Origin of the sequence: Micromonospora cabrerizensis (assembly GCF_022230955.1) — a bacterium.
Taxonomy (GTDB): Bacteria; Actinomycetota; Actinomycetes; order Mycobacteriales; family Micromonosporaceae; genus Micromonospora; species Micromonospora cabrerizensis.
Map to the genome: position 1 here is coordinate 67,003 of NZ_JAKKFI010000090.1, position 24,488 is coordinate 91,490.

The 24,488-nt window shown below is 71.8% G+C and carries 20 protein-coding genes; 11 read left to right on the forward strand and 9 right to left on the reverse strand.

Going from position 1 to position 24,488, the window contains the following annotated elements; translation table 11 throughout:
* The first annotated feature begins 87 nt into the window (after positions 1-87).
* The 4 genes from LADH09A_RS24620 (at position 88) to LADH09A_RS24635 (ending at position 4,447) form a co-directional block, all read left to right on the forward strand.
* Positions 88-765, forward strand: a complete 678-nt coding sequence (locus LADH09A_RS24620; RefSeq protein ID WP_238647857.1) for an aggregation-promoting factor C-terminal-like domain-containing protein — start codon at positions 88-90, stop codon at positions 763-765.
* Positions 766-880: 115 nt separating this feature from the next.
* Positions 881-1,534, forward strand: a complete 654-nt coding sequence (locus tag LADH09A_RS24625) for a rhomboid family intramembrane serine protease (RefSeq protein WP_099850536.1) — start codon at positions 881-883, stop codon at positions 1,532-1,534.
* A gap of 106 nt (positions 1,535-1,640) precedes the next feature.
* Positions 1,641-2,609, forward strand: coding sequence for an NAD(P)/FAD-dependent oxidoreductase (locus LADH09A_RS24630; protein WP_238647877.1), 969 nt, complete (start codon positions 1,641-1,643; stop codon positions 2,607-2,609).
* A gap of 65 nt (positions 2,610-2,674) precedes the next feature.
* Positions 2,675-4,447, forward strand: a complete 1,773-nt coding sequence (locus tag LADH09A_RS24635; protein ID WP_238647858.1) for a hypothetical protein — start codon at positions 2,675-2,677, stop codon at positions 4,445-4,447.
* Positions 4,448-4,521: 74 nt separating this feature from the next.
* On the opposite strand, the gene LADH09A_RS24640 is transcribed toward LADH09A_RS24635, so the two are convergent.
* Positions 4,522-5,493, reverse strand: coding sequence for a DMT family transporter (locus LADH09A_RS24640; RefSeq protein WP_238647859.1), 972 nt, complete (start codon positions 5,491-5,493; stop codon positions 4,522-4,524).
* On the reverse strand, positions 5,490-6,521 hold the full coding sequence (glpX, locus tag LADH09A_RS24645; protein WP_091394313.1) for a class II fructose-bisphosphatase: 1,032 nt from the start codon (positions 6,519-6,521) through the stop codon (positions 5,490-5,492). The genes LADH09A_RS24640 and glpX overlap by 4 nt, the downstream gene beginning before the upstream one ends.
* A 159-nt stretch (positions 6,522-6,680) precedes the next feature.
* Here glpX and LADH09A_RS24650 point away from each other — a divergent pair, with 159 nt between their 5' ends.
* The 3 genes from LADH09A_RS24650 to LADH09A_RS24660 all read left to right on the forward strand — a co-directional run bounded on the left by LADH09A_RS24650 (position 6,681) and on the right by LADH09A_RS24660 (position 9,345).
* Entirely contained in the window at positions 6,681-7,328 is a 648-nt protein-coding gene (locus tag LADH09A_RS24650; RefSeq protein ID WP_238647860.1) for a DUF4245 domain-containing protein, read from the forward strand.
* Between the two features lie 115 nt (positions 7,329-7,443).
* Entirely contained in the window at positions 7,444-8,256 is an 813-nt protein-coding gene (locus LADH09A_RS24655) for a hypothetical protein (RefSeq protein ID WP_238647861.1), read from the forward strand.
* A 234-nt stretch (positions 8,257-8,490) separates the two neighbouring features.
* Positions 8,491-9,345, forward strand: coding sequence for a hypothetical protein (locus LADH09A_RS24660; protein WP_238647862.1), 855 nt, complete (start codon positions 8,491-8,493; stop codon positions 9,343-9,345).
* A gap of 39 nt (positions 9,346-9,384) precedes the next feature.
* Here the strand turns inward: LADH09A_RS24660 and LADH09A_RS24665 are convergent, their stop codons facing one another.
* Together LADH09A_RS24665 and xseA are read right to left on the reverse strand one after the other, a co-directional pair.
* Positions 9,385-9,606 (reverse strand): exodeoxyribonuclease VII small subunit, encoded by a 222-nt coding sequence (locus LADH09A_RS24665; RefSeq protein WP_030328827.1) that lies wholly within the window; start codon positions 9,604-9,606, stop codon positions 9,385-9,387.
* A 45-nt stretch (positions 9,607-9,651) separates the two neighbouring features.
* Entirely contained in the window at positions 9,652-10,899 is a 1,248-nt protein-coding gene (gene xseA, locus LADH09A_RS24670) for an exodeoxyribonuclease VII large subunit (RefSeq protein ID WP_238647863.1), read from the reverse strand.
* A gap of 143 nt (positions 10,900-11,042) precedes the next feature.
* Between xseA and LADH09A_RS24675 the strand changes: the two genes are divergently transcribed.
* Both LADH09A_RS24675 and LADH09A_RS24680 read left to right on the forward strand, forming a co-directional pair.
* A complete protein-coding gene (locus tag LADH09A_RS24675; protein ID WP_238647864.1) occupies positions 11,043-12,029 on the forward strand; it encodes a 4-hydroxy-3-methylbut-2-enyl diphosphate reductase in 987 nt (328 codons plus the stop codon).
* 40 nt (positions 12,030-12,069) lie between these two features.
* Positions 12,070-12,504 (forward strand): hypothetical protein, encoded by a 435-nt coding sequence (locus LADH09A_RS24680; RefSeq protein ID WP_238647865.1) that lies wholly within the window; start codon positions 12,070-12,072, stop codon positions 12,502-12,504.
* Between the two features lie 69 nt (positions 12,505-12,573).
* Here LADH09A_RS24680 and LADH09A_RS24685 read toward each other — a convergent pair whose 3' ends face one another.
* Together LADH09A_RS24685 and LADH09A_RS24690 are read right to left on the reverse strand one after the other, a co-directional pair.
* Entirely contained in the window at positions 12,574-15,870 is a 3,297-nt protein-coding gene (locus LADH09A_RS24685) for a S8 family serine peptidase (RefSeq protein WP_238647867.1), read from the reverse strand.
* Positions 15,871-16,019: 149 nt separating this feature from the next.
* On the reverse strand, positions 16,020-17,183 hold the full coding sequence (locus LADH09A_RS24690; RefSeq protein WP_238647868.1) for a DNA recombination protein RmuC: 1,164 nt from the start codon (positions 17,181-17,183) through the stop codon (positions 16,020-16,022).
* A gap of 54 nt (positions 17,184-17,237) precedes the next feature.
* Between LADH09A_RS24690 and LADH09A_RS24695 the strand changes: the two genes are divergently transcribed.
* Entirely contained in the window at positions 17,238-18,047 is an 810-nt protein-coding gene (locus LADH09A_RS24695) for a hypothetical protein (RefSeq protein WP_238647869.1), read from the forward strand.
* Positions 18,048-18,176: 129 nt separating this feature from the next.
* On the opposite strand, the gene ppc is transcribed toward LADH09A_RS24695, so the two are convergent.
* The gene (gene ppc / locus LADH09A_RS24700) at positions 18,177-20,963 is read right to left on the reverse strand and encodes a phosphoenolpyruvate carboxylase (protein WP_238647870.1); all 2,787 of its coding nucleotides are present in this window, start codon (positions 20,961-20,963) and stop codon (positions 18,177-18,179) included.
* Positions 20,964-21,135: 172 nt separating this feature from the next.
* A complete protein-coding gene (locus LADH09A_RS24705; RefSeq protein ID WP_238647871.1) occupies positions 21,136-22,167 on the reverse strand; it encodes a hypothetical protein in 1,032 nt (343 codons plus the stop codon).
* 71 nt (positions 22,168-22,238) lie between these two features.
* Between LADH09A_RS24705 and LADH09A_RS24710 the strand changes: the two genes are divergently transcribed.
* On the forward strand, positions 22,239-23,279 hold the full coding sequence (locus tag LADH09A_RS24710; protein ID WP_238647872.1) for a S66 family peptidase: 1,041 nt from the start codon (positions 22,239-22,241) through the stop codon (positions 23,277-23,279).
* Positions 23,280-23,475: 196 nt separating this feature from the next.
* Here the strand turns inward: LADH09A_RS24710 and LADH09A_RS24715 are convergent, their stop codons facing one another.
* Positions 23,476-24,465 (reverse strand): cyclase family protein, encoded by a 990-nt coding sequence (locus tag LADH09A_RS24715; RefSeq protein ID WP_238647878.1) that lies wholly within the window; start codon positions 24,463-24,465, stop codon positions 23,476-23,478.
* Positions 24,466-24,488: the final 23 nt, after the last annotated feature.

Below are 24,488 nucleotides of genomic sequence, written 5' to 3' on the forward strand. Positions count from 1 at the left end.
CATCCGGTCGGGGCGCTCGTGGCACGGCTGACGGCCCACCTGTGGCCGGCCGCGCCGCGTCCTTGCCCCCGACGAAGGGACCACTTCGTGAGTCGGCTGTGGAGCCGGTTGGGTGCCCGTACGGCCGCCGTGGCGCTGCTCTCCGTGGGCGTGGCCGGTGGCTTCTACCTGGGCGAAGACCGGGAAACCCAGCAACAGGGCCTGACCGAGCAGGTCAGCGTCGAGGTCGACCGGGCCGATTTCGCGTACCAGCGCGAGCGGCAGTCGGCCCACCAGGTGAAGTTCGCCCAGCAGCGGGCCGCCGAGTACCAGGCCAAGCTGCGTGCGGCGCAGGCCGCCAAGGAGGCCGCCGAGCGGGCCCGCAAGGCCGAGGCCGCCGCCGCGTCCCGCAAGCGCGAACGTGACGCTGCCAACGCGCCCGCCAAGCCGTACGACGGGCCGATCCCGGCGTCCTGCGAGGAGTACAGCGGCAACCGCAAGACCGGCTGCGCCATGATGATCGGCGCGGGCTTCGGCATCGCCGAGTTCCCCTGCCTGGAGAAGCTCTGGAACAAGGAGAGCGGCTGGAACCACAAGGCCGCCAACTCCTCGTCCGGTGCGTACGGCATCCCGCAGGCCCTGCCGGGCAGCAAGATGGGTACGGTCGCCTCCGACTGGCGGACCAACCCGGCCACCCAGATCAAGTGGGGGCTGGGCTACATCAAGGGCAGGTACAAGACGCCCTGCGGTGCCTGGGGTTACTTCCAGAACAACGGCCACTACTGACGCCGTCGACGGCGGGGCCGGTGGGTGACCACCTGCCCCGCCGTCGCGCGTACGCCGGCCTGCCCGGACGGGACGTGAGTGGCGGTCGCCCGCTTTTGCTGATAGCAGTTGTAGGGTGACCCTGCACCCGTCGAGCGGCGACCCCTTCCGGTTTGGCACCGAGGCGTTCTATGCCGCGCTCGGCCGGGCCTTCGTCGCCATGTGCGCGGTGGTCCCGTTCCTCTTCCTCATCGAGGCGGTCGACCAGGGTCTCGCGTTCGGCCTCGACGCCACCGCCGGCATCATCCCGCAACGCATCGACGGGCTGGACGGCGTCTTCTTCTCCCCGTTCCTGCACCACGGCTTCGACCACCTCTACAGCAACAGCATCCCGCTGATCCTGCTGGGCACGTTCGTCCTGGCCGCCGGCGCCCGCCGGTTCCTCTGGTCGACCCTGGTCATCATCCTGGTCAGCGGGCTCGGCGTCTGGTTCACCGGCTCGCCCAACTCGGTGGTGGTCGGCGCCAGCGGCGTCATCTTCGGCTACCTGGGCATCCTGCTCACCCGGGGCATCGTCGAGCGCAGTTGGTGGAACTTCGCGGTCTTCCTCCTGGTCGGCCTGCTCTACGGCTGGCAACTGGTCGGCATCCTCCCCACCGACGAGCGGATCTCCTGGCAGGGTCACCTGTTCGGGCTGCTCGGCGGGGTGGTCGCGGCGATCCTGTTCCGTCGACGGCGGCCGGCCGTGGACGGGCCGGACTACTCGGGTGACACCCTCCGCCTGCCCTGACAGGTTTCCCCGGCGCGCCTCTGGGACGTGCTTGCCGGACCGTCATCGCCCGCCTACGGTCGAGATCAGCAAGCGTTGATCCGTGAGCGGAAAGCGACGGTACGCCATGCGTGAGGTCGATGTCGCCGTGATCGGGGCCGGTCCGGCCGGTCTCTTCGCCGCGTACTACGCCGGGTTCCGGGGTCTGTCGGTGGCGGTGATCGACGCGCTGCCGGAACCGGGCGGCCAGGTCACCGCGATGTACCCGGAAAAGTTGATCCTCGACGTGGCCGGCTTTCCCGCCGTCAAGGGCCGCGACCTGGTGGCCAACCTGGTCGCCCAGGCAGCCCCGTTCCATCCGCAGTACCTGCTCGGCACCCGCGCCGAGAAACTCTCGTACGCCGATGACCGTCCGGTGCTCGGCCTGGCCGGGGGCGAGCAGCTCGGCTGCGGCGCGGTCGTGGTCACCGGTGGGCTCGGCAGCTTCAGCCCTCGGCCGCTGCCGTGCGCCGACGGCGCCCCCGGCTCGGGGATCGTCTACTTCGTCACCGAGCCCGCCGAGCTGGCCGGCCGGGACGTGCTGATCGTCGGTGGCGGCGACTCCGCGTTCGACTGGGCGCTGGCGCTGCACCCGTTGGCCCGTTCGGTGACCCTGGTGCACCGGCGGGAGAAGTTCCGGGCACACGCCTCGACGGTGGCCCGCGTGCTGTCGCTGCCGGTGCGGGTGGTGGTCAACGCCGAGGTCAGCCGGCTGATCGGCGACGGCACGGTGACCGCTGCCGAGGTGACCGTACGCGGCGGTGCGGCCGAGACGCTGCCGGTGGACATCGTGGTCGCGGCCCTCGGCTTCACCGCCGACCTGGGGCCCCTCGCCGAATGGGGGCTACAGCTCGACCGCCGGCACATCCTGGTGGACAGCGCGATGGCGACGAACCTGCCGAGGGTCTTCGCGGCGGGTGACATCACCGAGTATCCGGGCAAGGTCCGGCTGATCGCGACCGGCTTCGGCGAGGCCGCCACGGCGGTCAACAACGCGGCCGTGGCCATCGACCCGAGCGCGCACCTCTTTCCGGGGCACTCCTCCGACGCCGGCTGACCGTCGGTATCGGACGCAGACCGGCTCGTGTCCGGATCGAGACGGGTCGACCGGACCCTGAGGGGATGACGGGTCCCGAGACACCCCGCGACGGCGCGCCCACCGCGTTGTCCTGGCTCTGCCACCCCTCGACCCTCCTCGCACTGGTCGTGTTGGTCGTCAACGACCACGTGCTGAAGTCCGCCTTCCCGGGTGTGGTGACCGGCAAGGTGAGCGACGTCGCGGGCCTGGTGCTCGCCCCTGCGCTGGTCGCGGTGCTGCTGACGCTCCTGGTGCCACGGCTGCCGGCCCGGGCCGCCGCGCTGGCCGGCCTGGTCGCGGTGGGCGCCGGGTTCGCCGTCGTCAAGTCCAGCGGGTACGCCGCCGAGGTCGCCTCCTCGGCGTGGACCGCCCTGGCGGGGCCGTCGCTGGTCCGGGCCGACCGGACCGACCTGCTCACCCTGCCGGCCCTCGGCCTGGCCTGGTGGAGTTGGACGCGGGCCCGTCAGCGGCCGGTACGGCAGCGGGCTGTGCGGTTGGCCCGAATGCTGGTGGTGCTGCCACCGGCGTTGCTGGCCGTGGCCGCCACCAGCGCGATCTACTTCCCCTACGCCCTGGGCACCGCGATGCTCGACGGAAAACCCGCGATCTCGCTTGGCAGCGGCTACAGCACGTCAGACTGGCCATCCAGCGTGTCGGACGGGCAGTGGGCCGTCAGCGACAGTGCGGCGGCCACCTGGCGGCCTGCCACCGAGGCGGAGCAGCTGCGACTCTCCGACCAGTCCGGACGCCGGCAGGCGTGCGTGCCGGCCGAGCCGCACCGGTGTTACCGGACGGTCGCGGGCCACCTACGGGTCGAACAGACCGACGATGCCGGCGCGAGCTGGCGGGTGGCCTGGGAGGTGTCGGACGCGCGACGCGAGGAGTTGGCCCGCCGGGCCCCGAATCCGGGCAACGTCGACAAGCACTTCGCTTCCCGCGATCTGATCGTCTATCCCGCCGCAGGCGGCGGCCACGAGGTTCTGGTCGCCAACGGGCGCGACGGCTTCCTGCGCCGCCTACCCGACGGTGGGTGGCAGCGCGACGGGTTCCTCTTCGAGGAGGGCGGCTCGCCGGCCATCCTGTGGGGTGACCCGCCGCTGCTGGCTGGCGGCGGACCCGTTGAACGTCAGACGGACCTGCTGCTGGCCGTCGCCCTCGCGTTGATCCTCGGCTTCACCGTCATCGTGGTCGCCGCTCACCTTGCCGTCCGACGTGGTGGCGGCGGCCCCGGGTGGGGGCGCGGTGGTGGCCTGTCGATGCTGCTCGGCGTGGCCCTGCTGGCACTGGTCTGGCGCCGCGACGAGGACTTCGCGAGCGTTCTGGCCGTGTTGACGGTCGTCCTGCCGGGGGGAGCGCTGACGGCGGTGGTCCTGTTCGCCGGTGCCCGGCACTGGGGTGCGACGGTCCGCTGGTGCCGACGCGCGCTGGGCGGCTTCCTGCTCACCGTCCTCCTTGCGGGCCTGCCGCTGATCGGCTGGCTGTACGGCATCCCGCTGCGGACCCGGTTCGCGGTGGCGCTGGCACTGCTGGCCACGGTGCCGAGCCTGCGGCTGGCCGTCCGGGCCGCCGCGCTGGTCGACCCGTCCCGGGCACGCGCCCGCCGGCCTCGACCGCTCTCCGTGCCATATCCGCCGTACGCGCCCCCGCCGTACCCGCCGCCGATGCCGTACCCGCCGCCCCCGCCGTATCCGGCCACGCCCCAACTGTCCGAGCCGCCGATTCCGCCCGATCCGCCCGGGCCGCCGACTCTGCCGCTCCGGCCTTCCGTGCCCGATCCGCCAGCGGGATCCGGGCCGGATCAGGCCGACAAGGGCTAGCGGGTGACGGTCGGCCTACTCGCCGGGTCAAGGTGAGCAGGTCCCAGTCCTCAGCCCCCCGTGAACCGATCAGCTCAGCGGCGGGCGGGTGGCGCGAGCGCGGCGATCAGCACGGCCACCATGGTCAGAGCGGCCCCGAGCAGGGTGTTCAGGCCGGGGTGCGAGGCGGCTGTGGGCGAGACCAGGTCCAGCAGGACCGCTCCCACGATCTGGCCGGCGATGGTGGCCAGACCGAGCAGCAGGACCCCGGTGAAGCGCACGATGGCCGCGGCGATGGCGATGAACACGATGCCGATCGGCCCGCCGAGATAGAGCCACGGCTCGGTGGGGAGGTGACCGGTCGGCCAGCCGCGTACCGCGAGGTCGATCGCGAACGCCACGAGCAGGGTGACCGTGCCGACGAAGAAGTTGACCAGCGTGGCGGTCAACGCGCTGTCTGCCGCCGCCCGGACCCGGCCGTTGACCGCCTGCTGCCAGGCGGTGCCCACCCCGGCGAGCAGGGGTAGCAGCGCCAGCGCCAACATGCCCGGGTCCTTGAGTCGGTCACCGACCGCCAGGCCGACGGCCAGCACGGTGAGCACCGCGCCGGCGAGCCGCTGCCGGGTGACCGGCTGCCGACCGGTCGGCCCGATCCCCGCCCGGTCCACGGCGAGGCTGCTGCCGCTCTGGCCGGCCACCACCGCCACGGTGAAGACGGCCACGCCCAACGAACCGATGGTGAGACCCTGGGCGGCCACCAGGAACGCCCCGCACATCCCGCCGAGGCACTGCCACGGCCGCAGGGCACCCCTCGTGAGCGCGCCCCGCAACGCGACCAGGCCGCGCCGTCCGCCGGGGGTGGCGGGCACCAGCACCAGGAGCACCACCAGGCCGACGCCGAAGGAGACCACCGCGGCGGCGAAACCGTCGGCCAGGCGTACCCCCAGCTCGCCGTTGATGCGGGACTGCACCGCCACCGCGACCCCGGAGACCGATGCCAGCGCGACACCGGTGATCCGGCGGGCGGCGGACAGGACCTGCGGGGCCGCCGTGTCGGCGTTGGTCACTCCTGCTCGGCCAGCGGACGACCGTCGAAGTCGACAGCGGAGTACAGCGCCAACTTCTCCAACCGGTGGTACGAGTCGATCACCCGGATCGTGCCGCTCTTCGAGCGCATCACGATCGACTGGGTGTACGCGCCGCCGGCCCGGTAGCGCACCCCGCGCAGCAGGTCCCCGGAGGTGACCCCGGTCGCCACGAAGAAGCAGTTGTCGCCGGTCACGAGATCGTCGGTGCCCAGCACCCGGTCCAGGTCGTGCCCGGCGGCGATCGCCTTCTCCCGCTCCTGCTCGTCGCGCGGCCAGAGCTTGGCCTGCATCGCACCGCCCATGCACTTCAGCGCGCAGGCGGAGATGATGCCCTCCGGGGTGCCGCCGATGCCCATCAGCACGTCGACGTCCGACTCGCCCCGGGCGGCCGCGATGGAGCCCGCGATGTCACCGTCGGAGATGAACCGGATGCCGGCCCCGGTCCGGCGGATCTGCGCGACCAGGTCGTCGTGGCGGCTCCGGTCCAGCACGCAGACGGTCACCTCGGAGACGTCGGTGCCCTTGACCTTGGCGATCCGGCGCAGGTTCTCCGCCACACCGGCGTTGATGTCGATGACGTCGGCGTACGCCGGCCCGACGGCGAGCTTCTCCATGTAGAACACGGCGCTGGGGTCGAACATCGCGCCCCGCTCGGAGACGGCCAGCACCGCAACGGCGTTCGGCATGCCCTTGCTCATCAGGGTGGTGCCGTCGACCGGGTCGACGGCGACGTCCACCTCCGGGCCGGTGCCGTCGCCGACGTGTTCGCCGTTGAAGAGCATCGGGGCGTTGTCCTTCTCGCCCTCGCCGATCACCACCACACCGCGCATCTGGATCGAGTTGATCAGCTTGCGCATCGCGTCGACCGCGGCTCCGTCGCCGCCCTCCTTGTCACCGCGGCCCACCCAGCGGCCTGCGGCCATCGCTGCGGCCTCGGTGACCCGGACCAGGTCGAGGGCAAGGTTTCGGTCGAGATCCTGGGGGATCCGCGTTCTGGTGTTCGTCATGACGGCTACTCCTCCTCGCGACGGTGCGGGGACGACCGGTGTCGGGGAGGCCCCCACTGCCGGCTTTGTCGCTGATCCTCACACGATGGCCGACCCGGCGTCGGCGCGGGGCGGTGATGGCCCGGATACCGCCGGTCGGGCGGCTGCGAAGATGGACGGGTGGAACCAGCACAGCCAGCCGACCGCGTCCCCGCCGACCGCACGCCGCCCGACGGTCAGCCGCCGGCCGACGTCCCCACCGGCCCCGGCGGCGAACCCGCCGCGACCGATCCGACGCCACCGCCTGCGCCGAAGCCCGGCAAGTCCGAGCGCTCGCCGAAGGACATGGCGATCTCGTTGCTGGTGCTGCTCGTCCCGATCGCGCTGCTGCTGGCGTTCTACCGGGGCTTTCTCGGTGGTGACCAGGCCACGACGGTCGACCCGGCCCCGGCCATCGAGCAGGCCCGGTCGGCGAACACGTTCCCGGTGAGCCAGCCGCAGGGGCTCGGCTCCGACTGGTCGACGGTCAGCGCCCGCTACCAGACCGTCGAGGGTGGCGCGAACCTGCGGCTCGGCTACCTCACCCCGGAGGGGCGTGGCGTCCAGCTCCTGCAGAGCAGCGTGCCGGCGGAGCGGTTGCTCCCCGCAGAGCTGACCGGCCAGGGTCAGCCACAGGGCCCCACCGAGCTGGCCGGGCGCACCTGGCAGCTCTACACCGCCCGGGGAAACCAGCAGGCGCTGGTGCTGCTGGAACCGACCCGCACGGTGATCGTGATCGGCGATGCCCGGGACAACGAGCTGCGAGAACTGGCTGGCTCACTGCGCTGAGCGGGCTCAGCCTATCGACGGAGGCGGCCGGCGTTGAAGATCCGCTAGTCTGCTCCGGCTCAGATCCGGCAGGTTTCGCGGCCGGATATCCCCCCTGCTCTGAAGTGAGATCTTCGTGAACATTCGACGGTGGAGCCTCGGCCTCCTCGCCGCCACCCTGCTCGTCCCCGGCCTGGCCGCGTGCAAGTCCGACGCTGCCGAGCCGGCCGCCGGCACGAGCCCGTCCGCCCCGGCGATCCCGGCTGATCCGAAGGAAGCCCTGCTCGCCTCCACCAAGGAGATGGGCAAGGGTGACTTCACCTTCACCCTGGCCGGCGCGGAGATGACCGGCGGCGGCCTGGTGCACAAGCCCAGCAACAGTGCCCAGTTCACCATGAAGTTCGGCGACGCCTCCCAGGACATGTCGATCGAGATGGATCTCATCTACATCGACTCGGACAGCTGGGTGAAGATGGACCTCGGTGGCGCCATGGCCGGTGCCATCCCCGGTGCGGAGAAGAACAAGGGCAAGTACCAGCACCTCGACAAGACCAAGGTCGAGGGCATCAAGGATCTCCAGCTGGACCCGGAGTCGCTCGACCCGGTCGACAGCGAGCTGTTGGTCAAGGGTGTGACCGACGTGCAGAAGACCGGCGAGGGCACCTACTCCGGCAAGATCGACATCTCGGCCGCCACCGAATCGGTCGCCCTGGACGAGGACGTCGTCAAGGCGCTGGGCGCACAGGCCAAGGCGCTGCCGTTCACGGCCAAGCTGGACCCGCAGGGCCGGCTCACCGAGCTGGCCATCTCCGTGCCGGCAGCCGGCGAGACCGCCGCACACGAGATCAAGGTCGGTTACACCGGCTACGGGACCGGTGCCGGTGCGCAGAAGCCGCCGGCCGACAAGGTCGTCGAGGCTCCCGCCGAGACGTACGAGCTGTTCAAGTAGGTCGGCGTAATGGGTCGGGGTGGCCTCGGGCCGCCCCGGCCCCGCCCTCCGAGGTCGGTCGCCAGCGAGCAACCGGACAGAAGGGTGATTGTCCGACCCGTCAACAGGGAACAGAGAGGGAGTGATCCGGGCGCGCTGCTCGGCCCGGATCGCGCGACGTGGCCGACGGTGCTGCCGCGTCGCCCGGTTTCCGGCGCCGACCAGGTCGTCGGGTGACCCTCTTGGGAGACACGTATGACTGTCCGACGACTCGGCGCCGGCCTGGTAGCCGCCGCCCTGATCACGCCCGCCCTGGCCGCCTGCGCCAACGGTGGCACCGGCACCGCCGGATCGACCGCCACCCCGACGGTGACCGCGTCCGGCACGGCGAGCCCGTCCTCCAGCGGCGCCCCGGTGGCCGGCGACGCCAAGCAGGCCCTGCTCGACTCCACCAAGGAGATCAGCAACGGCAACTTCCGGTTCGCCCTCACCGCCGTCGGCTCGACGGTGGAGGGGCAGGTGCACCAGCCGAGCCAGAGCGCGGCCATGAAGATCGCCATCGGTGGCCCCTCGTCCGACCTCGCGATGAAGCTCGACGTGATCCACTACAAGCCGGACAGCTGGGTCAAGCTGGAGCTGAGCGGCCCCACAGCCAACAGCCTGCCAACCATCAAGCAGCTCAACCTCGGTAAGTACCAGCACCTGGACCAGGCCCGGATCAAGGGCAACCGCAACCTCGGGTTCGACTTCGACAAGGTCGACCCGGCCGGCAGCGCGGTGCTGACGCAGGGCATCACCGAGGTACGCAGCACCGGCACCGGCGCGTACGCCGGCACCATCGACGTCACCAAGGCCGCCGAGGCGGGCTCGCTGAACGCCGCCACGATCGCCGCGCTGGGCACCCAGGCGAAGACGGTCCCGTTCACCGCGAAGGTGGACCCGCAGGGCCGGCTCAGCGAGCTGGTGTTGCAGTTGCCGGCCGCCGGGCAGACCGCCGCCCAGGAGATCAAGATGACGTACTCCGACTACGGCGCCGCCACCGCTGCCCAGAAGCCGCCGGCTGCCGAGGTCGTCGAGGCGCCGGCCGAGCTGTACAACCTGTTCAACTGACGTACGCGGGTGGGGCGGCTCCGGTCGCCCCACCCGTGGTCAGGACGCGGGCTCCTGCCGGGCGGCGTCGATCCGTGCCCGTGCGCCGTCCAACCAGCGTTGACAGATCACCGCCAGCGCCTCGCCGCGCTCCCAGAGCGCCAGCGACTCCTCCAGGGACGTGCCGCCGGCTTCCAGCCGCTCCACCACCGAGGCCAGCTCGGCGCGGGCCTGCTCGTAACTGAGCCGCTCGTCCGGCCCGGCTTTCGTGTCGTCAGTCATCGCGTCCATCTCAACACACCGCTTCCCAGGTCACCGCGTCACCACTCAGCCATCCACCGTGGCCGCCAGCTCACCGTCGGCCAGCCGTACCCGCAGCGGGTCGCCCTTCCCCACGTCCGCCGCCGCGCGGACGACGTGGCCGTCCGCGCGTTGCACGATCGCGTACCCCCGGTCGAGGGTGGCGGCGGGGGACAGCGCCCGCAGCCGGGCGAGGGTGTGGCGCAGGTCCTCGTCGGCGGCGGTGAGCCGGTGGTCCAGGCAGCGGCCGGCGCGTTGGCGCAACGCGGCCAGCTCGGTCGCCCGATGCTCCACCATCACCTGCGGGCGGGCCAGCACGGGCCGGGACCGCAGCCCGTCGAGCCGGTGCGTCTCCCGGTCGACGAGGTTGCGGACCGCTCGTTCGAGGCGGTGCCGGGCCTGGCCGATGAGGCGTACCTCCTCGGTGAGGTCGGGGACGACCCGCTTGGCCGCGTCGGTCGGGGTGGACGCCCGCAGGTCGGCCACGTAGTCGATCAGTGGGGCGTCCGTCTCGTGGCCGATCGCGCTGACCACCGGCGTACGACAGCCGAAGACCGCGCGGCAGAGCGCCTCGTCGGAGAAGGGCAGCAGGTCCTCGATGCCGCCACCGCCCCGCGCGATGATGATCACGTCGATGCTCGGGTCGGCGTCCAGCACCTTGAGCGCGTCCATGATCTGCGGCACCGCGGAGGGACCCTGCACGGCCACGTTGACCGTGCGGAACTCCACCGCGGGCCAGCGCCGCCGGGCATTGGTCAGCACGTCCCGCTCGGCGGCCGACGCGCGACCGGTGATGAGCCCGATCCGGCCGGGCAGGAACGGCAACCGGCGCTTGCGGGCGCGGTCGAAGAGCCCCTCGGCGGCCAGCAGCTTCTTGAGTTTCTCCAGCCGGGCCAGCAGCTCACCCAGCCCCACCTGGCGGATCTCGTCGGCCCGCAGGCTCAGCGTGCCCCGGGCGGCGTAGAACTCCGGCTTGGCGTGCAGCACCACGCGGGCACCCTCGCGCAGCTCCGGTGCGCCGGTGTCCAGGACGTCCCGGTTGGTGGTGACGGTCAGGCTCAGGTCGGCCGACGGGTCACGCAGGGTGAGGAAGACGGTGCTGGCTCCGGGGCGGCGGCTGATCTGTGCCACCTGCCCGTCGACCCACACCCAGCCCAGCTTGGCGATCCATGCCCCCACCTTCTGGCTGACCACCCGTACGGGCCAGGGCTCCTCCGCGCTGCTGGCCCCGCCGCTGCTGGCCCCGCCGCTCCCGCTCCGCGCCCCCTCAGTCACCCGCCCACCCTACGGACCCTCGCGGTGATCAAGAAGTTTGCGTCAGCATCGGGCGCGTTTCTGACGCAAACCTCTTGATCACCGGGTCAGCCCGGGGTCCTGGGCCGGGTGGTACCGGGGGAGTCGGCACGTACGATGGACGGGTGACTGAGGCTGAGGCGACTCCCCGGACCGGCAAGCGCGTGCTCCTGGCGAAGCCCCGCGGCTACTGCGCCGGCGTCGACCGTGCGGTGCAGACCGTCGAGGAGGCGCTGAAGCTCTACGGCGCCCCGATCTACGTGCGCAAGCAGATCGTGCACAACAGGCACGTCGTGCAGACCCTGGAATCCCAGGGCGCGATCTTCGTGGAGGAGAACGAGGAGGTGCCGGAGGGCTCCACCGTCATCTTCTCCGCGCACGGCGTGGCTCCCGAGGTCTACGAGCAGGCGAAGCAGCGCTCGCTGAAGGCGATCGACGCGACCTGCCCGCTGGTCACCAAGGTGCACCACGAGGCGAAGCGGTTCGCCGCCGAGGACTACGACATCCTGCTCATCGGGCACGAGGGGCACGAAGAGGTCATCGGCACCGCCGGCGAGGCTCCCGCACACATCCAGCTGGTGGACGGTCCGGACGGCGCCGACAAGGTCACCGTCCGCGATCCGGAGAAGGTGGTCTGGCTGTCCCAGACCACGCTCTCGGTCGACGAGACGCTGGAGACGGTGGCCCGGCTCAAGCAGCGGCTGCCGCTGCTCCAGTCCCCGCCCAGCGACGACATCTGCTACGCCACCTCCAACCGGCAACACGTGGTCAAGGAGATCGCCGCCGACTGTGACGTGGTGATCGTCGTCGGCTCGACGAACTCCTCGAACTCCGTCCGCCTGGTCGAGGTCGCCCTGGACGCGGGCGCCCGCGCCGGTCACCTGGTCGACTTCGCCCACGAGATCGACGACGCCTGGCTGGAGGGGGCCACCACGGTCGGTCTGACCTCCGGCGCGAGCGTGCCGGACGACCTGGTCCAGGACGTGCTGGCCCATCTCGCCGCGCGGGGCTTCGCCGACGTGGAGGAGATCACCACCGCCAACGAGCGGCTCGTGTTCTCGCTCCCGCAGGAGCTCAAGCGGGACATGAAGGCCGCGGCGGCGCGCGGCTGACCACGGGAACGAACTCGGCCCGGCGTACGTCAGATCCGGCATGAGGACATTTCGGCTCGCCGTTGCCGTGCTGGCCGTCTGCGTGGCGCTGAGCGCCTGCGGCAGTCAGGACACCGGAGGCGGCACACCCAGCCCGACCCCGACGGGAGCGCAGCCGGTGACCAGCCCGCCCACGCCCGATCCGACCGCTCTGCCGTCGACCGCCGACCCCACCCCTCCCTCGGGCCCGAAGACTCCGAAGCCGGGCGGCCCCAGCACGCCCCCGGGGGTCGGTGCCACCACCCTGACCGGCACCGTGCAGGGCGGCGTGGAGCCCAACTGCGTGCTGCTCGACGGCTACCTGCTCGTCGGCGGTCCGCGTGACGTGCTGACGCCCGGTGCGCGGGTCGAGGTCACCGGGCGGGCCGAGCCCGGCATGATGACCACCTGCCAGCAGGGCACCCCGTTCGTCGTGACGGCCGCCCGCCCGACCTGACACCTTTCGTACGCGAAGGAGCCCGCCCCCGGAATACGGGGACGGGCTCCTGTCGGTCTTACGGACGGATCAGTTCACGGCCCCGATGGAGACGGTGCCGCGGCCGACGACCGCACCCTCGGTCGTGACGATCGCCAGCTCACCGGAGAGCTGACGTCCGTCGGCCGGAACGGCCACCGCCGTCACCGTGCCGGTGATGGTGGTCGACTCGCCGTGCAGCAGCGGCACCGCGACTGACGAGGCGGTGATCGTGCCCAGCGACGCGGACGCGAAAGCGTCGTAGTAGTCGTACGCGGTGCTGGTGCCCGGCCCGTCGACCCCGTACGGCTCCACCACGACCCGGTAGGTGCCGGCCGGCGGGTTGGTCAGCGTCACCGCCTCCTCCGAGTCGCCGTCGGCAGCCCGGCCAACCTCGGTGTCGCCCCGGTAGACGAACAGGTCCAGGTCGGAGCCCGCGTTGGCGGGGTTGCCGATCCGGGCGGTGAACGTCGACGTCCCGGCCGGGATCTCGACGGTCCACTCCTGGTTGGGGCCGCCCTCGGTGATGGTCGGACGCTCGGTGCGCACGCCGGTCAGCGCGCCACTACGGCCGCTGACCGAGACCGGGCCGAAGGCGTTGGTGACGTTCCAGCTCACCGGGGTCGGCTCGCCGGCCTCGACACTGGGCAGCTCGACCAGCGCCGGCTCGACCGTCAGGCCCTGCACCCGCGCCTGGAGCTTGAACGGGTTGTTCAGCGCCGGAGAGGTCCGCCGCGAATCCACCTCGATCTCCCAGACCCCGGGAAGCGGGTTCTGGTAGTCCCGCTCCTGCGGCTTGCAGACGTTGGCGTCGGAGAAGTTGGTGTAGCAGACGGTGCTGGTGGTTGCCTCCGCCGGCACACCCAGCGGGTTGATGGCGATGAACCGGGTCTGCGACCCGGTGGCGATCCCGGACAGGTTCACCTGGAGCGCCTTGGCGCCCTCCGGCACCGTGACGAAGTACGACGTGAAGCCGTTGCGGTCGACGGAACCCTCGTTGGTGTACGAGAAGGCCGGCTTCTTCACGTCGTTCGAGGCCACGACCACAGTGGAGACCTCGAAGTCGACCACGTTGGTGGCCGGGTCGTCGATCCTCATGATCGCGCCGTGCGCGCCCTCGGCGGCCGGCTTGGCGGTGACGGAGACGGTGACGGTCTTGTTGAGCGGCAGCGCAACCGTCTTCGGGGCCGTGAACGTGCCGTCGTTGCCCTGGAGCGTGACGGTGTGCTTGATGGTGCCGGCCGGGCCGCTGGTGCGGGTGATCTTGACCGGGTAGGTCTTGCTCTGCCCGACCTTGTGACCGCCCTGGGCCGAGCCGCAGCGGTTGTAGACGCCGGTGCCCCGACCCGGGTTCGGCACGAACTTCACGCCGTCCCAGATGGTCAGCTGGGCTGCCAGCGGGCTGCAGACCGGCGCGTCGGAGACGTACGACCGGGTTTCGACGCCCTGGCGCAGCAGCTGCCAGGCGCCCGGCACGTTGACCATGCCGTAGCCCTGCGCGTACGTCGGCACGTCCGCGATCGGCTTGGCCGAGCTGAACATCGCCCGCCGCAGCGCCGCCGGGCTGACGCCCCGGTCGGTGGCCTTGGCGGCCGACAGCAGCAACGCGCCGGCCCCGGCGGTCTGCGGGGAGGCCATCGAGGTGCCGTTCAGCATCGCGTAGCCCGGGGGCAGCGGGTAGCCGGCCTCGGGGACCGGGACGCCGAGCTGCCAGGTCGGTGCGGTGGAGATGGCCGAGCCGGGGGCGGCGATGTTCGGCTTGAAGCCGCCGTCCTCACGCGGGCCGCGGGAGGAGAAGTTGAACAGCGCGTTCTTCTTCCGCACGACCGAGCCGTAGTTGGCCAGCCAGGTGTCCTTGCTGATGCTGGCGGCGGTGCTGATCACGTTGTTCGCGACGGACGGGTCGCCGACGGTGTTGAGGCCCGGGCCGGAGTTGCCGGCCGAGATGACCAACTGCACGCCGTACGTCTCGATCAGTTCGTTGTAGAGGTTGGTCCGGGCGTTGTTGCCGTCGTTCAGGCCCGGGAGGCCGCCGATCGACATGTTGACGATGTCGACCCCGCGGTTGGCCACCAGGTCGATCATGCCGGTGGTGAGGGCCGCCGCGGTGCAGCCGCCGCCCCAGGAGCAGGCGCGGGCGGAGACCAGCTTGGCACCGGGGGCCGCGCCGTCGAAGACGTCGTTGCCCAGCATGTCGTTGGCGGCGGTGATGCCGGCGACGTGGGTGCCGTGGGTGCTCTCGACGATGCCGATGTTGACGTAGTCGTAGGTGCCCGGGAGCCCGATCGGCGTGGTGTTCACGTTCTTGCGGAACTCGACGACGAACGGCTGCCGCTCGGCGACCGCGGTCGCCGGGTTGTCGGTGCCGAAGTAACCGACGTCGTACTTCTCCTTGTACGGCCGCATCACCGCGTCGTCGGTGAAGTTGCGGTTCTGGTTGGCGTCCACCCAGATGTTGTTGGTGGCCGGGTCGAAGAGCACACCCCAGACGTCGGTGGTGTCGCCGTCGCGGTTGACGTCACCGCGGGCGTCGCTGGCGGCGGTGACGGACTCGCTGAACTGGTTGAACCGGTACGCACCAGCCGGTGCCGTCCAGGTGCCGCCCGCGATGGTGAACGACGGGCCGGCGACCTCGGCCTGCATCCGCCGCCAGGTCGCGTCCTCCAGCGGGTCGGTCGCGGTGACCCAGTCGACGATCTTGCGCTCACCGGTGGTGGTCTGCTGCAACGCCGGGTGCGCGAGGTCCACACCGGAGTCCATGATGCCGATCGTGACGCCCCGGCCGTCCCACTCCGGGTGGGCTGCGGTGAAAGCCACCGCGCCCGTCTCGTTGGTCGGCATGTAGGGGTTGTCCGCCCGGGTGGCCTCGCCTGGCGCCCCGAGCGTGGCCTGCCGCGCCCCGGCGGTGCCGGTGGGGGTCTGCTCCGGGGTCGGGTCCGGCAGTTTGATGACCTCGTCCAGGTCGACGGCCGAGACGCCGGGCAGCCGTGCCGCCGCGAGCGCCTTGTCGGTCGGGACCTTCGCCAGTACGAAGCCCACCTTGTCCTGCCGCTGGCTGACGGTGCCGCCGAGCTTGGTGAGGCGGTCGGCGACATCGCCCGTCTCGCCCTTCTCGGTGGAGACGATCAGGGTGACGGTCGGGGCCTTCTTGGCCCTGGCCTCACCGAGCAGTTTGGCGTCGTGAGCGCCCAGCGTCTCGGCGGCGGTGGCCGGGGAAGCGTCCGGTGTGGTGACGGGAGCGGCGGCCGCGGTGGCGGCACCACCCACGACGGTCATGGCGCTCGTCGCCAGGACCGACGCGAAGAGCGCGGCGGAGGTACGCCTGCTCAGATTTCGGGGTTTGCTCACGTTCTCTTTCCTCCAGAGAACAGGGCCCTCGGGGAGCAGGGCGCGTGGGTGAGCAAAATCTTTCGGGGTGCCGGTGAGCACTGTCACTACTGGCCGGTCCCTTGTGACCACTTCGTGACATGCACGCATACGCACTGTCACATGACTGACTAGCGGGCGGAGACCTCGTCGTCGGCCGGGTCGGCCAGCTCAGGCGCCTGCGGCTGTCGGGGCGTCAACTCGACCTGCGCGGGCGTCGCCAGCTCCTCGTCGGAGACGCCCAACTCGGCGAGCTTGCGGGCACTGACCAGCACCCGCGCCTCCAACGAGCCGACCGCACGGTTGTACGCGGTCACGGCACCGGCCAGCGACGACCCCAGCTTGCCCACGTGGTCGCCCAGGGTGGAGAGCCGCCCGTACAACTCGCGGGCGAGGGTGTGCACCGCCAGCGCGTTACGGGCCAGCGCCTCCTGCCGCCACGAGTAGGCCACCGTGCGGAGCAGGGCGACCAGCGTGGCCGGCGTGGCCAGCACCACGTTGCGGGTGAAGGCGTGCTCCAGCAGCGTCGGGTCACGCTGGAGCGCGACGTCGAGGAACGGGTCGGCGGGAACGAACAGCACCACGAACTCGGGCGAGTTGTCGAACGCCGACCAGTACGACTTGGCGGCCAACGCGTCGACATGCCCACGCAGGTGCCGGGCGTGCGCGTCGAGGTGGGTGTCCCGGCCGCGCTCGTCGCGGGACTCCATCGCCGTCAGGTAGGCGTCGAACGGCGCCTTGGCGTCCACCACCACCGACCGGCCGCCGTGCAGCCGGACCACCAGGTCGGGGCGGACGACCTGCCCGTCGTTGTCGGCGGTGACCTGCTCGGAGAAGTCGCAGTGCTCCAGCATCCCGGCCGCCTCGACGATCCGGCGCAACTGGTGCTCGCCCCAGCGGCCCCGCACCTGTGGCGCCCGCAGCGCCGCCACGAGCTGCTTGGTCTCGGTGCGCAACTCACCGGAGACCGCGGTCATCGAGCGGACCTGCTCGCGCAGCTCGGCGTACGCGTCGACCCGGTCGTGCTCCAGCTCGGCCACCCGCTGCTCGTAGCGGCGCAGGCTGTCGTGCAGCGGGGCGACCGCCCGGGCCACGGCCTCCTGCGACTGCGCGGTGGCCTCGTAGCTCAAAGCCCGCATGGACTGCTCCAGCCGGCCCTCGCCCTCCCGGGTCGCGGCCAGGGTGGCGTCGAGGCGGGCGATGTCGGCCGCCGACCGGGACCGGGCCGCGAGCCAGCCCACCGCCCCGCCGGCGCCGAGGCACACGATCACCACAAGCAGCGTCGAGACGTCCATCACCGGAGCTTGCCAGACGGATATGACGTGCAACCCGGGGGTACGTTCGATGGCATGGAACTTGTGCTCTGCCTCGCCGTCGTGCTGGTCGGCGCACTGGGCGCCGCAGCGCTCATCCGCGCCCAGACCGGTGCCCGCAGGCGCACCGAGCTCTCCGACGCCCGCGCGGAGGCGCAACGGTGGTACGAGCGCCTCGGTGGCCAGTTGATGAACCTGCACGGCGAGGACCCGGCGGTACGCCAGGCGCTCGCTGACGCCGGTGAGCGCTACAACGCGGCCGGCTCACAGCTGGAGCAGGCGCGGACTCCGCACCAGTTCGGGCTGGCACGGGAGACCGCGCTGGAAGGGCTCGCCTACATCCGGGCGGCGCGTACCGCGTTGGGCATCGACCCGGGCCCCGAGGTGCCGGCGCTGGCCGCCGCCCGTGGCGTGGGGCAGCTCACCAAGGAGCGCGAGGTCGACGTGCAGGGGCAGACGTTCCGGGCCGGCCCGCAGCCCGGCCGGGAAACGCCCTACTACTACCCCGGTGGGCGTTATCAGGGTCGGCCGGTGCCGGCCGGGTGGTATTCGACGCCGTGGTGGAAGACGGCGCTGGGCGCCGGCGCCGGAGTGCTCGGCGGCATCCTGATCGCCGACGCGCTGTTCTCGCCCGCCTTCGCCGACCCCGGCTACGGCTACGACGAGGGCTACCAGGAGGGCTTCGGTGACGGCGTCGACCAGGGCGCCGACGGCGGCGACCAGGACTTCGGCGGCGGCGACCAGGGCGGCGATGTCGGCGGCGGCGACTACGCAGGCGGCGACTTCGGCGGCGGCGACTTGGGTGGTGACTTCGGCGGCGGCGATTTCGGCGGCGGCGACTTCTGACCTACCCCACCCCCAACCCCCCAACCCGGTCGATCATGGAGTTGTGGTGCCTGCTTCGCCCTTGCTGGCGGCTCTTGCGGGGCACCACAAGTCCATGATCGACGCGGCTGGGTCGGGGCGTCGGGTTGATCAGCCGGTGTTGCGCATTCCGGCGGCGATGCCGTTCACCGTCGTGAGCAGTGCCCGCTCCAGGGCGGTGCCGTCACTCGGTGCGCGTCGGCCGCCCGGCGCGGTGGCCACTGCCCGCCCGGCGGCACCGGACTCCCGGTACTGCCGCAGCAACGCCACCTGAAGGTGGTGCAGCGGCTCCAGGTAGGTGTCGCGGACGGCCAGGGTGCGCTGGAGCACCGGCGAGTTTTCCAGCAGGGCGGGTGAGGCGGTGACCGCCAGCAGCTCCCGCTTGGTCAGCTCGTACTCCTGCTCGATCTGCTCGAAGATCGGGTGCAGCTTCTTCGGCACCAGCGTCTCGACGTACCGGCGGGCGATGCTCAGGTCGGTCTTGGTCACCATCATCTCGACGTTCGACAGGAACGTGCGGAAGAAGTGCCAGTTGCGGTGCATCTCGGCCAGCACGTCCGCCAGCCCGGCCTCACGCGCGGCGGCCAGGCCGGAGCCGACGCCGAACCAGCCCGGCACGATCTGCCGGGTCTGCGTCCAGCCGAACACCCACGGGATGGCCCGCAGACCGGACAGGCCCGCGCCGGTGTTCGGGCGCTTCGCCGGCCGGGAGCCGATGTTCAACGCGCCGAGCAGCTCGGTGGGCGTGGACGCCCAGAAGTACGCCGGGAGGTCCGGGTCCTCGACGAGGGACCGGTAGGAGCGGAACGCGGACTCGGAGACCACGTCCATCGTCGCGTCCCAGCGTTCCAACATCTCGGCCGGCTGCCGCGGCGCGGTGTGCAGCAGGGTCGCCTGGAGCACAGCCGCGAGGGTGAGCTCCAGGTTTTCCCGGGCCAGCGACGGCAGGGTGTACTTGTCGGAGATCACCTCGCCCTGCTCGGTCACCTTGATCGCGCCGTCCATCGTCCCGTACGGCTGGGCCAGGATCGCCTCGTGCGTCGGCCCGCCACCGCGCCCGACCGTGCCGCCCCGGCCGTGGAACAGCCGCAGGTGCACCCCGTGCCGGGCGGCCACGTCCCGCAGCGCGCGCTGCGCCCGGTGGATCGACCACTGGCTGGTGGTGATCCCGGCTTCCTTGTTGGAGTCGGAGTAGCCGAGCATGACCTCCTGCACGTCACCCCGGGCGGTCACCAGCGCCCGGTACGCGGGCAGCGACAGCAGCTCGTCGAGGAGCTCACCACCGGCGTTCAGCTCGGCCGGGGTCTCCAGCAGCGGCACGAATCCGACCCGGGCGCGGCCACTGTGCACGTCCACCAGACCGGCCTCGCGGGCCAGCACCACGGCGGCCAGCACGTCGTCGACGCCCAGGGTCATCGAGATGATGTACGACTCGATCACCTCGGAGCCGAACCGGTCCTGTGCCTCCCGGATGGTGCTGAACACGTCGAACGTCTTGCGGGCCGGCTCGGTCAGCGCCGTGTCCAGGGTGGACAGCGGTCGGCGGCCGGTCAGCTCGTCGGCGAGAAGCTTGGTGCGCTCCAGCCGGGTCAGCGCCGGGTAGTCGGAGACCTCGCCCACGGCCTCGTAGAGCTGGGCGAGCACCGCGTGGTGCGCCTCGGCGTGCTCCCGGACGTCCATCGTGGCCAGGTGCAGGCCGAACGCGGACACCGTACGGATGGTGGAGGCCAGCCGGCCGACGGCGGTGAGCTGCCCGGAGTTGCGGGCCAGCGAGGCGCGCAGCAGATCCAGGTCGGCGATCAGCTCGGCGGAGCCGCGGTAGTCGCGGCCCGGCACGTGGGCCGTGCCCTGGCGCAGCCGCTGCCGGGTGTTGGCGAGCTTCGCCTTCACGCAGCGCGCCTTGAGCCGGTACGGCTCCTCCGCGTTGACCCGCCGGAACCGCGTCGCCACCTCGGGCAGCGCGTCCAGGTCGGCGGCGAGGCTGGCGGAGAGGTCCAGGGACACCCCGCGCAGCCGGCGGGAGACCGAGACCTCGTTGATCAGGTGGTCCATCGCCTTCTCGGTGGCCGCGATGCCGTGCTCGTGCTGGATGGTCAGCACCTCACGGGTGACCGCGGGGGTGACGAACGGGTTGCCGTCGCGGTCACCGCCGATCCAGGTGCCGAAGCTCAGCGGGCGGGCCGTCGGCGAGGTCTCCACGCCGAGGGTGCGCAGCGTGTCGGCCAGGTCGTCGAGCACCTGCGGGGCGGCCTCGGCGTACAGGTCGCGCAGGTAGTAGATGGCGTTGCGGGCCTCGTCGGTCGGGTCCGGCCGGTCGAGCCGCAGCTCGTCGGTCTGCCACATCAGGTCCAGCAGCTCGGCCAGGCGGCGGTTGGCGGGGCCCTCGTCGCTGGCGCCGTAGAGGATCGCGTTGGCGGTCTCGGTGTCCAACTCGTCGGCGATCGCCCGCAGCTTCGACAGGATCGAGCGGCGGGCCGCCTCGGTGGGGTGCGCGGTGAAGACCGGACGGACGGCCAGCCGGCGAGCCGCGTTCGCGATCTCCTCGGCGGGCACCCCGCGTTCGGCGATCATCTTGGCCGCCTGGTCCAGCCAACCGCCCTGCACCGCGCGACGGCGACGGAGGTCCCGTGCGCGGTGCACCTGCTCGGTGATGTTGGCCAGGTGGAAGTAGGTGGAGAAGGCGCGGGCCAGCTTGGTGCCGGTGGTCACGTCGAGCCCGCCGAGGCGTTGGGCGGCCGCCGGCGCGTCGGTGCGGACCTGGGCGCGGATCTCCTCGACGAGGTCGAGCAGCGGGCGACCCTCCTGGCGGGCCAGGGTCTGCCCGAGCAGGGTGCCGAGCCTGCGGATGTCGGCACGCAGCGCGGCGTCCGGGCCGTCGTGGTCGTGCTGATCGGTCACGGTGCGCTCCCTTACGTGGGTACGAAGGACAGCGCTGTCCGACTCACTGGATGGTATCCGCGTCCACCGGATGTCCGGAGGACCCCAGGGCGATCCAGTACCCCTGGAATGGTGTTTTCGGACGTGATCTCAACCACCGTCGCCGGCGGGAGCGGGGCCGGGGCGGGCCGGGTCAGGGCCGGGGCGCTTCCGCACCGGAGTCGGAGGCGGCGGCCCGGCGACCGCGCACGAGGCTCGCGCCGAGCAGGCCCAGCCCGCCGATCACCGCCCAGAGCGCGAGGGCGAAGGCGGGCCAGCCGGCCGATCGCCAGTCGAAGTACACGGCGGCCTTGGTCAGGTCGTTGGCGAGGCCGGGGATGTTCCACCGGTGCATCCCGCGCAGCACCCCGGGCAGGAACTCGGGCGCGTAGATGCCGCCGGAGCCGGGGTTGCCGAGCACCACCAGGAGCAGGATGACCAGCGCGGTGCCCGCGACGCCGAGCCAGCCCTGGATGGCGCTGGCGAACATCGCGGCGGCGAAGACGGCCAGCGCGCCGATCGCGGCGATCGTCGGTACGTCGTGGTGCCAGATGTCCAGCACCGGTCCGACCACGACCGCGCCGGCGATGCCGAGCAGCACGCTGTAGACGGCCAGGGCGGCGATGCGCAGCCCGGCCCTCCGCGCCGTCCGTGGGGTGGTGCCGGCGGATATTCCGAGCACGGTCGAGGCCAGGTAGCCGCCGAGCACGTAGCCGACGTTCAGGTAGAAGGGCACCACCCCGCGCGGGTCGGCCGAGGTGACCGGCACCCTGTCGACGATCTGTAGAGGGGTGCCGCCGCGGGTGGCGGCGGTGGTGAGCACCTCCTTGATCGCGCTGGTGGCGGAGGGTCCGGAGGCGCTGGCGACGGTGAGGAGCAGGCCGTTGTCGGGGCCGGTGCTGAGTACGGCGTACACCGCGCGGCTGAGCAGACCGTGCTCGGCGGCGCTCGTGTCGTCGTACCCGATCGGTTTGATGATGGTGGTCTGACCGCGCACGGCGTCGAGCGTCGCCTGGGCGCGCTGGTCTCCGAGGGCGACGCCGACCGGCAGGTCGCGGGGTGTGGGCTGGTGCAGTGCGCCGACGTAGGCCGCGATGAACGCGGTGGCGAGCACGAGGGTGCCGAGAAGCAACCCGAGGCTGCGCGGTGCCCAGTCCCGGGTTCGACCCTGCGATGCGGTGTCCACCTTGTGAGCCTATGGCCGGTTTCGGGATCGGCAGGGCGGAAACCGGTTGGCCGGACCGCTAGCGTTCGACCATGGTGTCGCTGCAATACCCGCCCAAACCACGCCCGGGCGACCGGGTCGCGGTCGTCTCACCCTCCGCCGGCCTCCCGGCCGTCTTCCCCCACGTGTACGAGTTGGGGCTGCGCCGGCTGCGCGAGGAGTTCGGCCTGGAGCCGGTCGAGTATCCGACCACCCGGGTCATGGGGGCGGACCCGCGAGACCGGGCCCGCGACCTGACCGCCGCCTTCGCCGACCCGAGCATCACCGCGGTGCTCGCCACGGTCGGCGGCGACGACCTGATCACCGTCACCCCGCACCTCGACGACGACGTGCTGCGAGCCAACCCCAAGCCCTACTTCGGCTACTCCGACAACACCAACGTGCTCAACCACCTGTACCGGCTGGGCATCGTCGCCTACCACGGCGGTTCCGTGCTGGTGCACCTCGGCCGGCCCGGCTCGCCGCACCCGCTGACCTTCGCGTCACTGCGCGCGGCCCTGTTCACCACCGACTGGTACGAGTTGACGCCCGCCCACGAATGGGGTGACCGGCCCAACCCGTGGACCGAACCGGAGACGCTGGCCCACGAGCCGGAGATGCTGCCCGGCGCGGGCTGGCGCTGGCAGGGCCCGCAGCGGGAGGTACGGGGGCGCACCTGGGGCGGCAACCTGGAGATCCTGCACTGGTTGCTGGCTACCGATCGAGTGCCCACCGCCGCCGAGCTGCACGGATCCGTGCTGGTCGTCGAAACCTCGCAGGAGATGCCCGACGCGCAGGAGGTGTTCCGGATCGTGCGGAACATGGGGGAGCGGGGCCTGCTTGCCGCCTTCCCCGCCATCGTCGTCGGTCGCCCCAAGGCCTGGGACTTCGCCACGCCACTGTCGGTGCCGGAACGGCAGGCGTGGGGCGATGCCCAGCGGGAGGCGATCACCCGGGCGCTCGGGCCGTACAACCCGGACGCGGTGGTGGTCTTCGACGTCGACTTCGGTCACACCGACCCGCAGTTGATCATTCCGTACGGCGGGGAGATCCGGGTGGACGCCGTCGCCCGCAGGATCTCGGTGCGCTACTGACCCGGGTTTGACCAGGCGCGCGTTGTCGCAGCCGGTGGCGTCACGGGTTGACGACGGCGCGTTGTCGCAGCCGGTGGCGTCCGGGTTGTCGGGCTGCGCGTTGTCGCAGCCGGTGGCGTCACGGGCTGACCGGCTGCGCGTTGTCGCAGCCGGTGGCGTCATGGGTTGACGACGGCGCGTTGCTGCCGCCGTGGCGTCAGGGGTTGACGACGGCGAAGGCCCGGACCGGGAAGGTGCCCATGCCGGCCACCCTCGGCGGGGCCGCGGTGAACCGGAACCCGCTCGGAGGCAGCGCGTCCAGGCCGTTCAGGTGCTCCACGATCGGGATGCCCGCGGCCAGCAGCGTGCTGTGCGCGGGGCGCTGACCGCCGGCCGCCGGGCTCATGTCGTCAATGTTGATCGAGTCGATGCCGACCAGGGCCGCCCCCGCGTCGGCCAGTGCCTGAGCGGCGTCCCCGGTGAGGAACGGCGCCTCCGGCGCGCCGTACCCCTCGGTGCCGAAGTGCGCATCCCACCCGGTGTGCAGCAGAACCGCGCGCCCGGCCACCTCGTACGCGGCCAGCAGCAACCGGTCCACGGCCCGGACTCCGGTCGGCACCCGGACCACCACCCCGGGCAGGTCGGCGAGGCTGTCCAGCGACACCCCGGTCAGGTCGTCGCCGCCGGCCCAACGGTGGGCGGGAGTGTCCACGTACGTGCCGGTGTTGGCGATCAGGTCGATCCGCGCCACGTGGAACTCGGTGCCCGGCGCGTACCGCTCCCAGGATGCGGCGAAGGTCAACCAGTCGGTGATCCGGGGCCCCGGCCAGCCCGGCAGGGTGGTCATCCCGTCGCTGATCACGTGGCTCAACTCGACCAGCCGGCGGGCAGGCGTCGGCGAGTCGACGGCAACTCCCCGGCCGCCCTTGTGGGGCTCTTCGATGATCGTCTTCCCGCTGATCCGAACCTCGGCGACCATCAGCAGTCCCAGGTGCCGGACGAACAACGCCGCCAGGTCGTCGTCGCTGATCTCCGGACCGGGGATGTCCAGCCGGAACCCCTCGGTGCGCAGTCCGCCACCGTTGGCGAAGCTCACCTCCGCGTCGAACTGTGCCCGCCACTGCTCATCCACCCCGAAACCCGACCACGCCAGCCGCCACCGGTCAAGATCTATGTCCCGTGTCCGGTCCGCCTCGGGCTGGGGCATGCGGGTCCGCCTCGGGCTGGGGC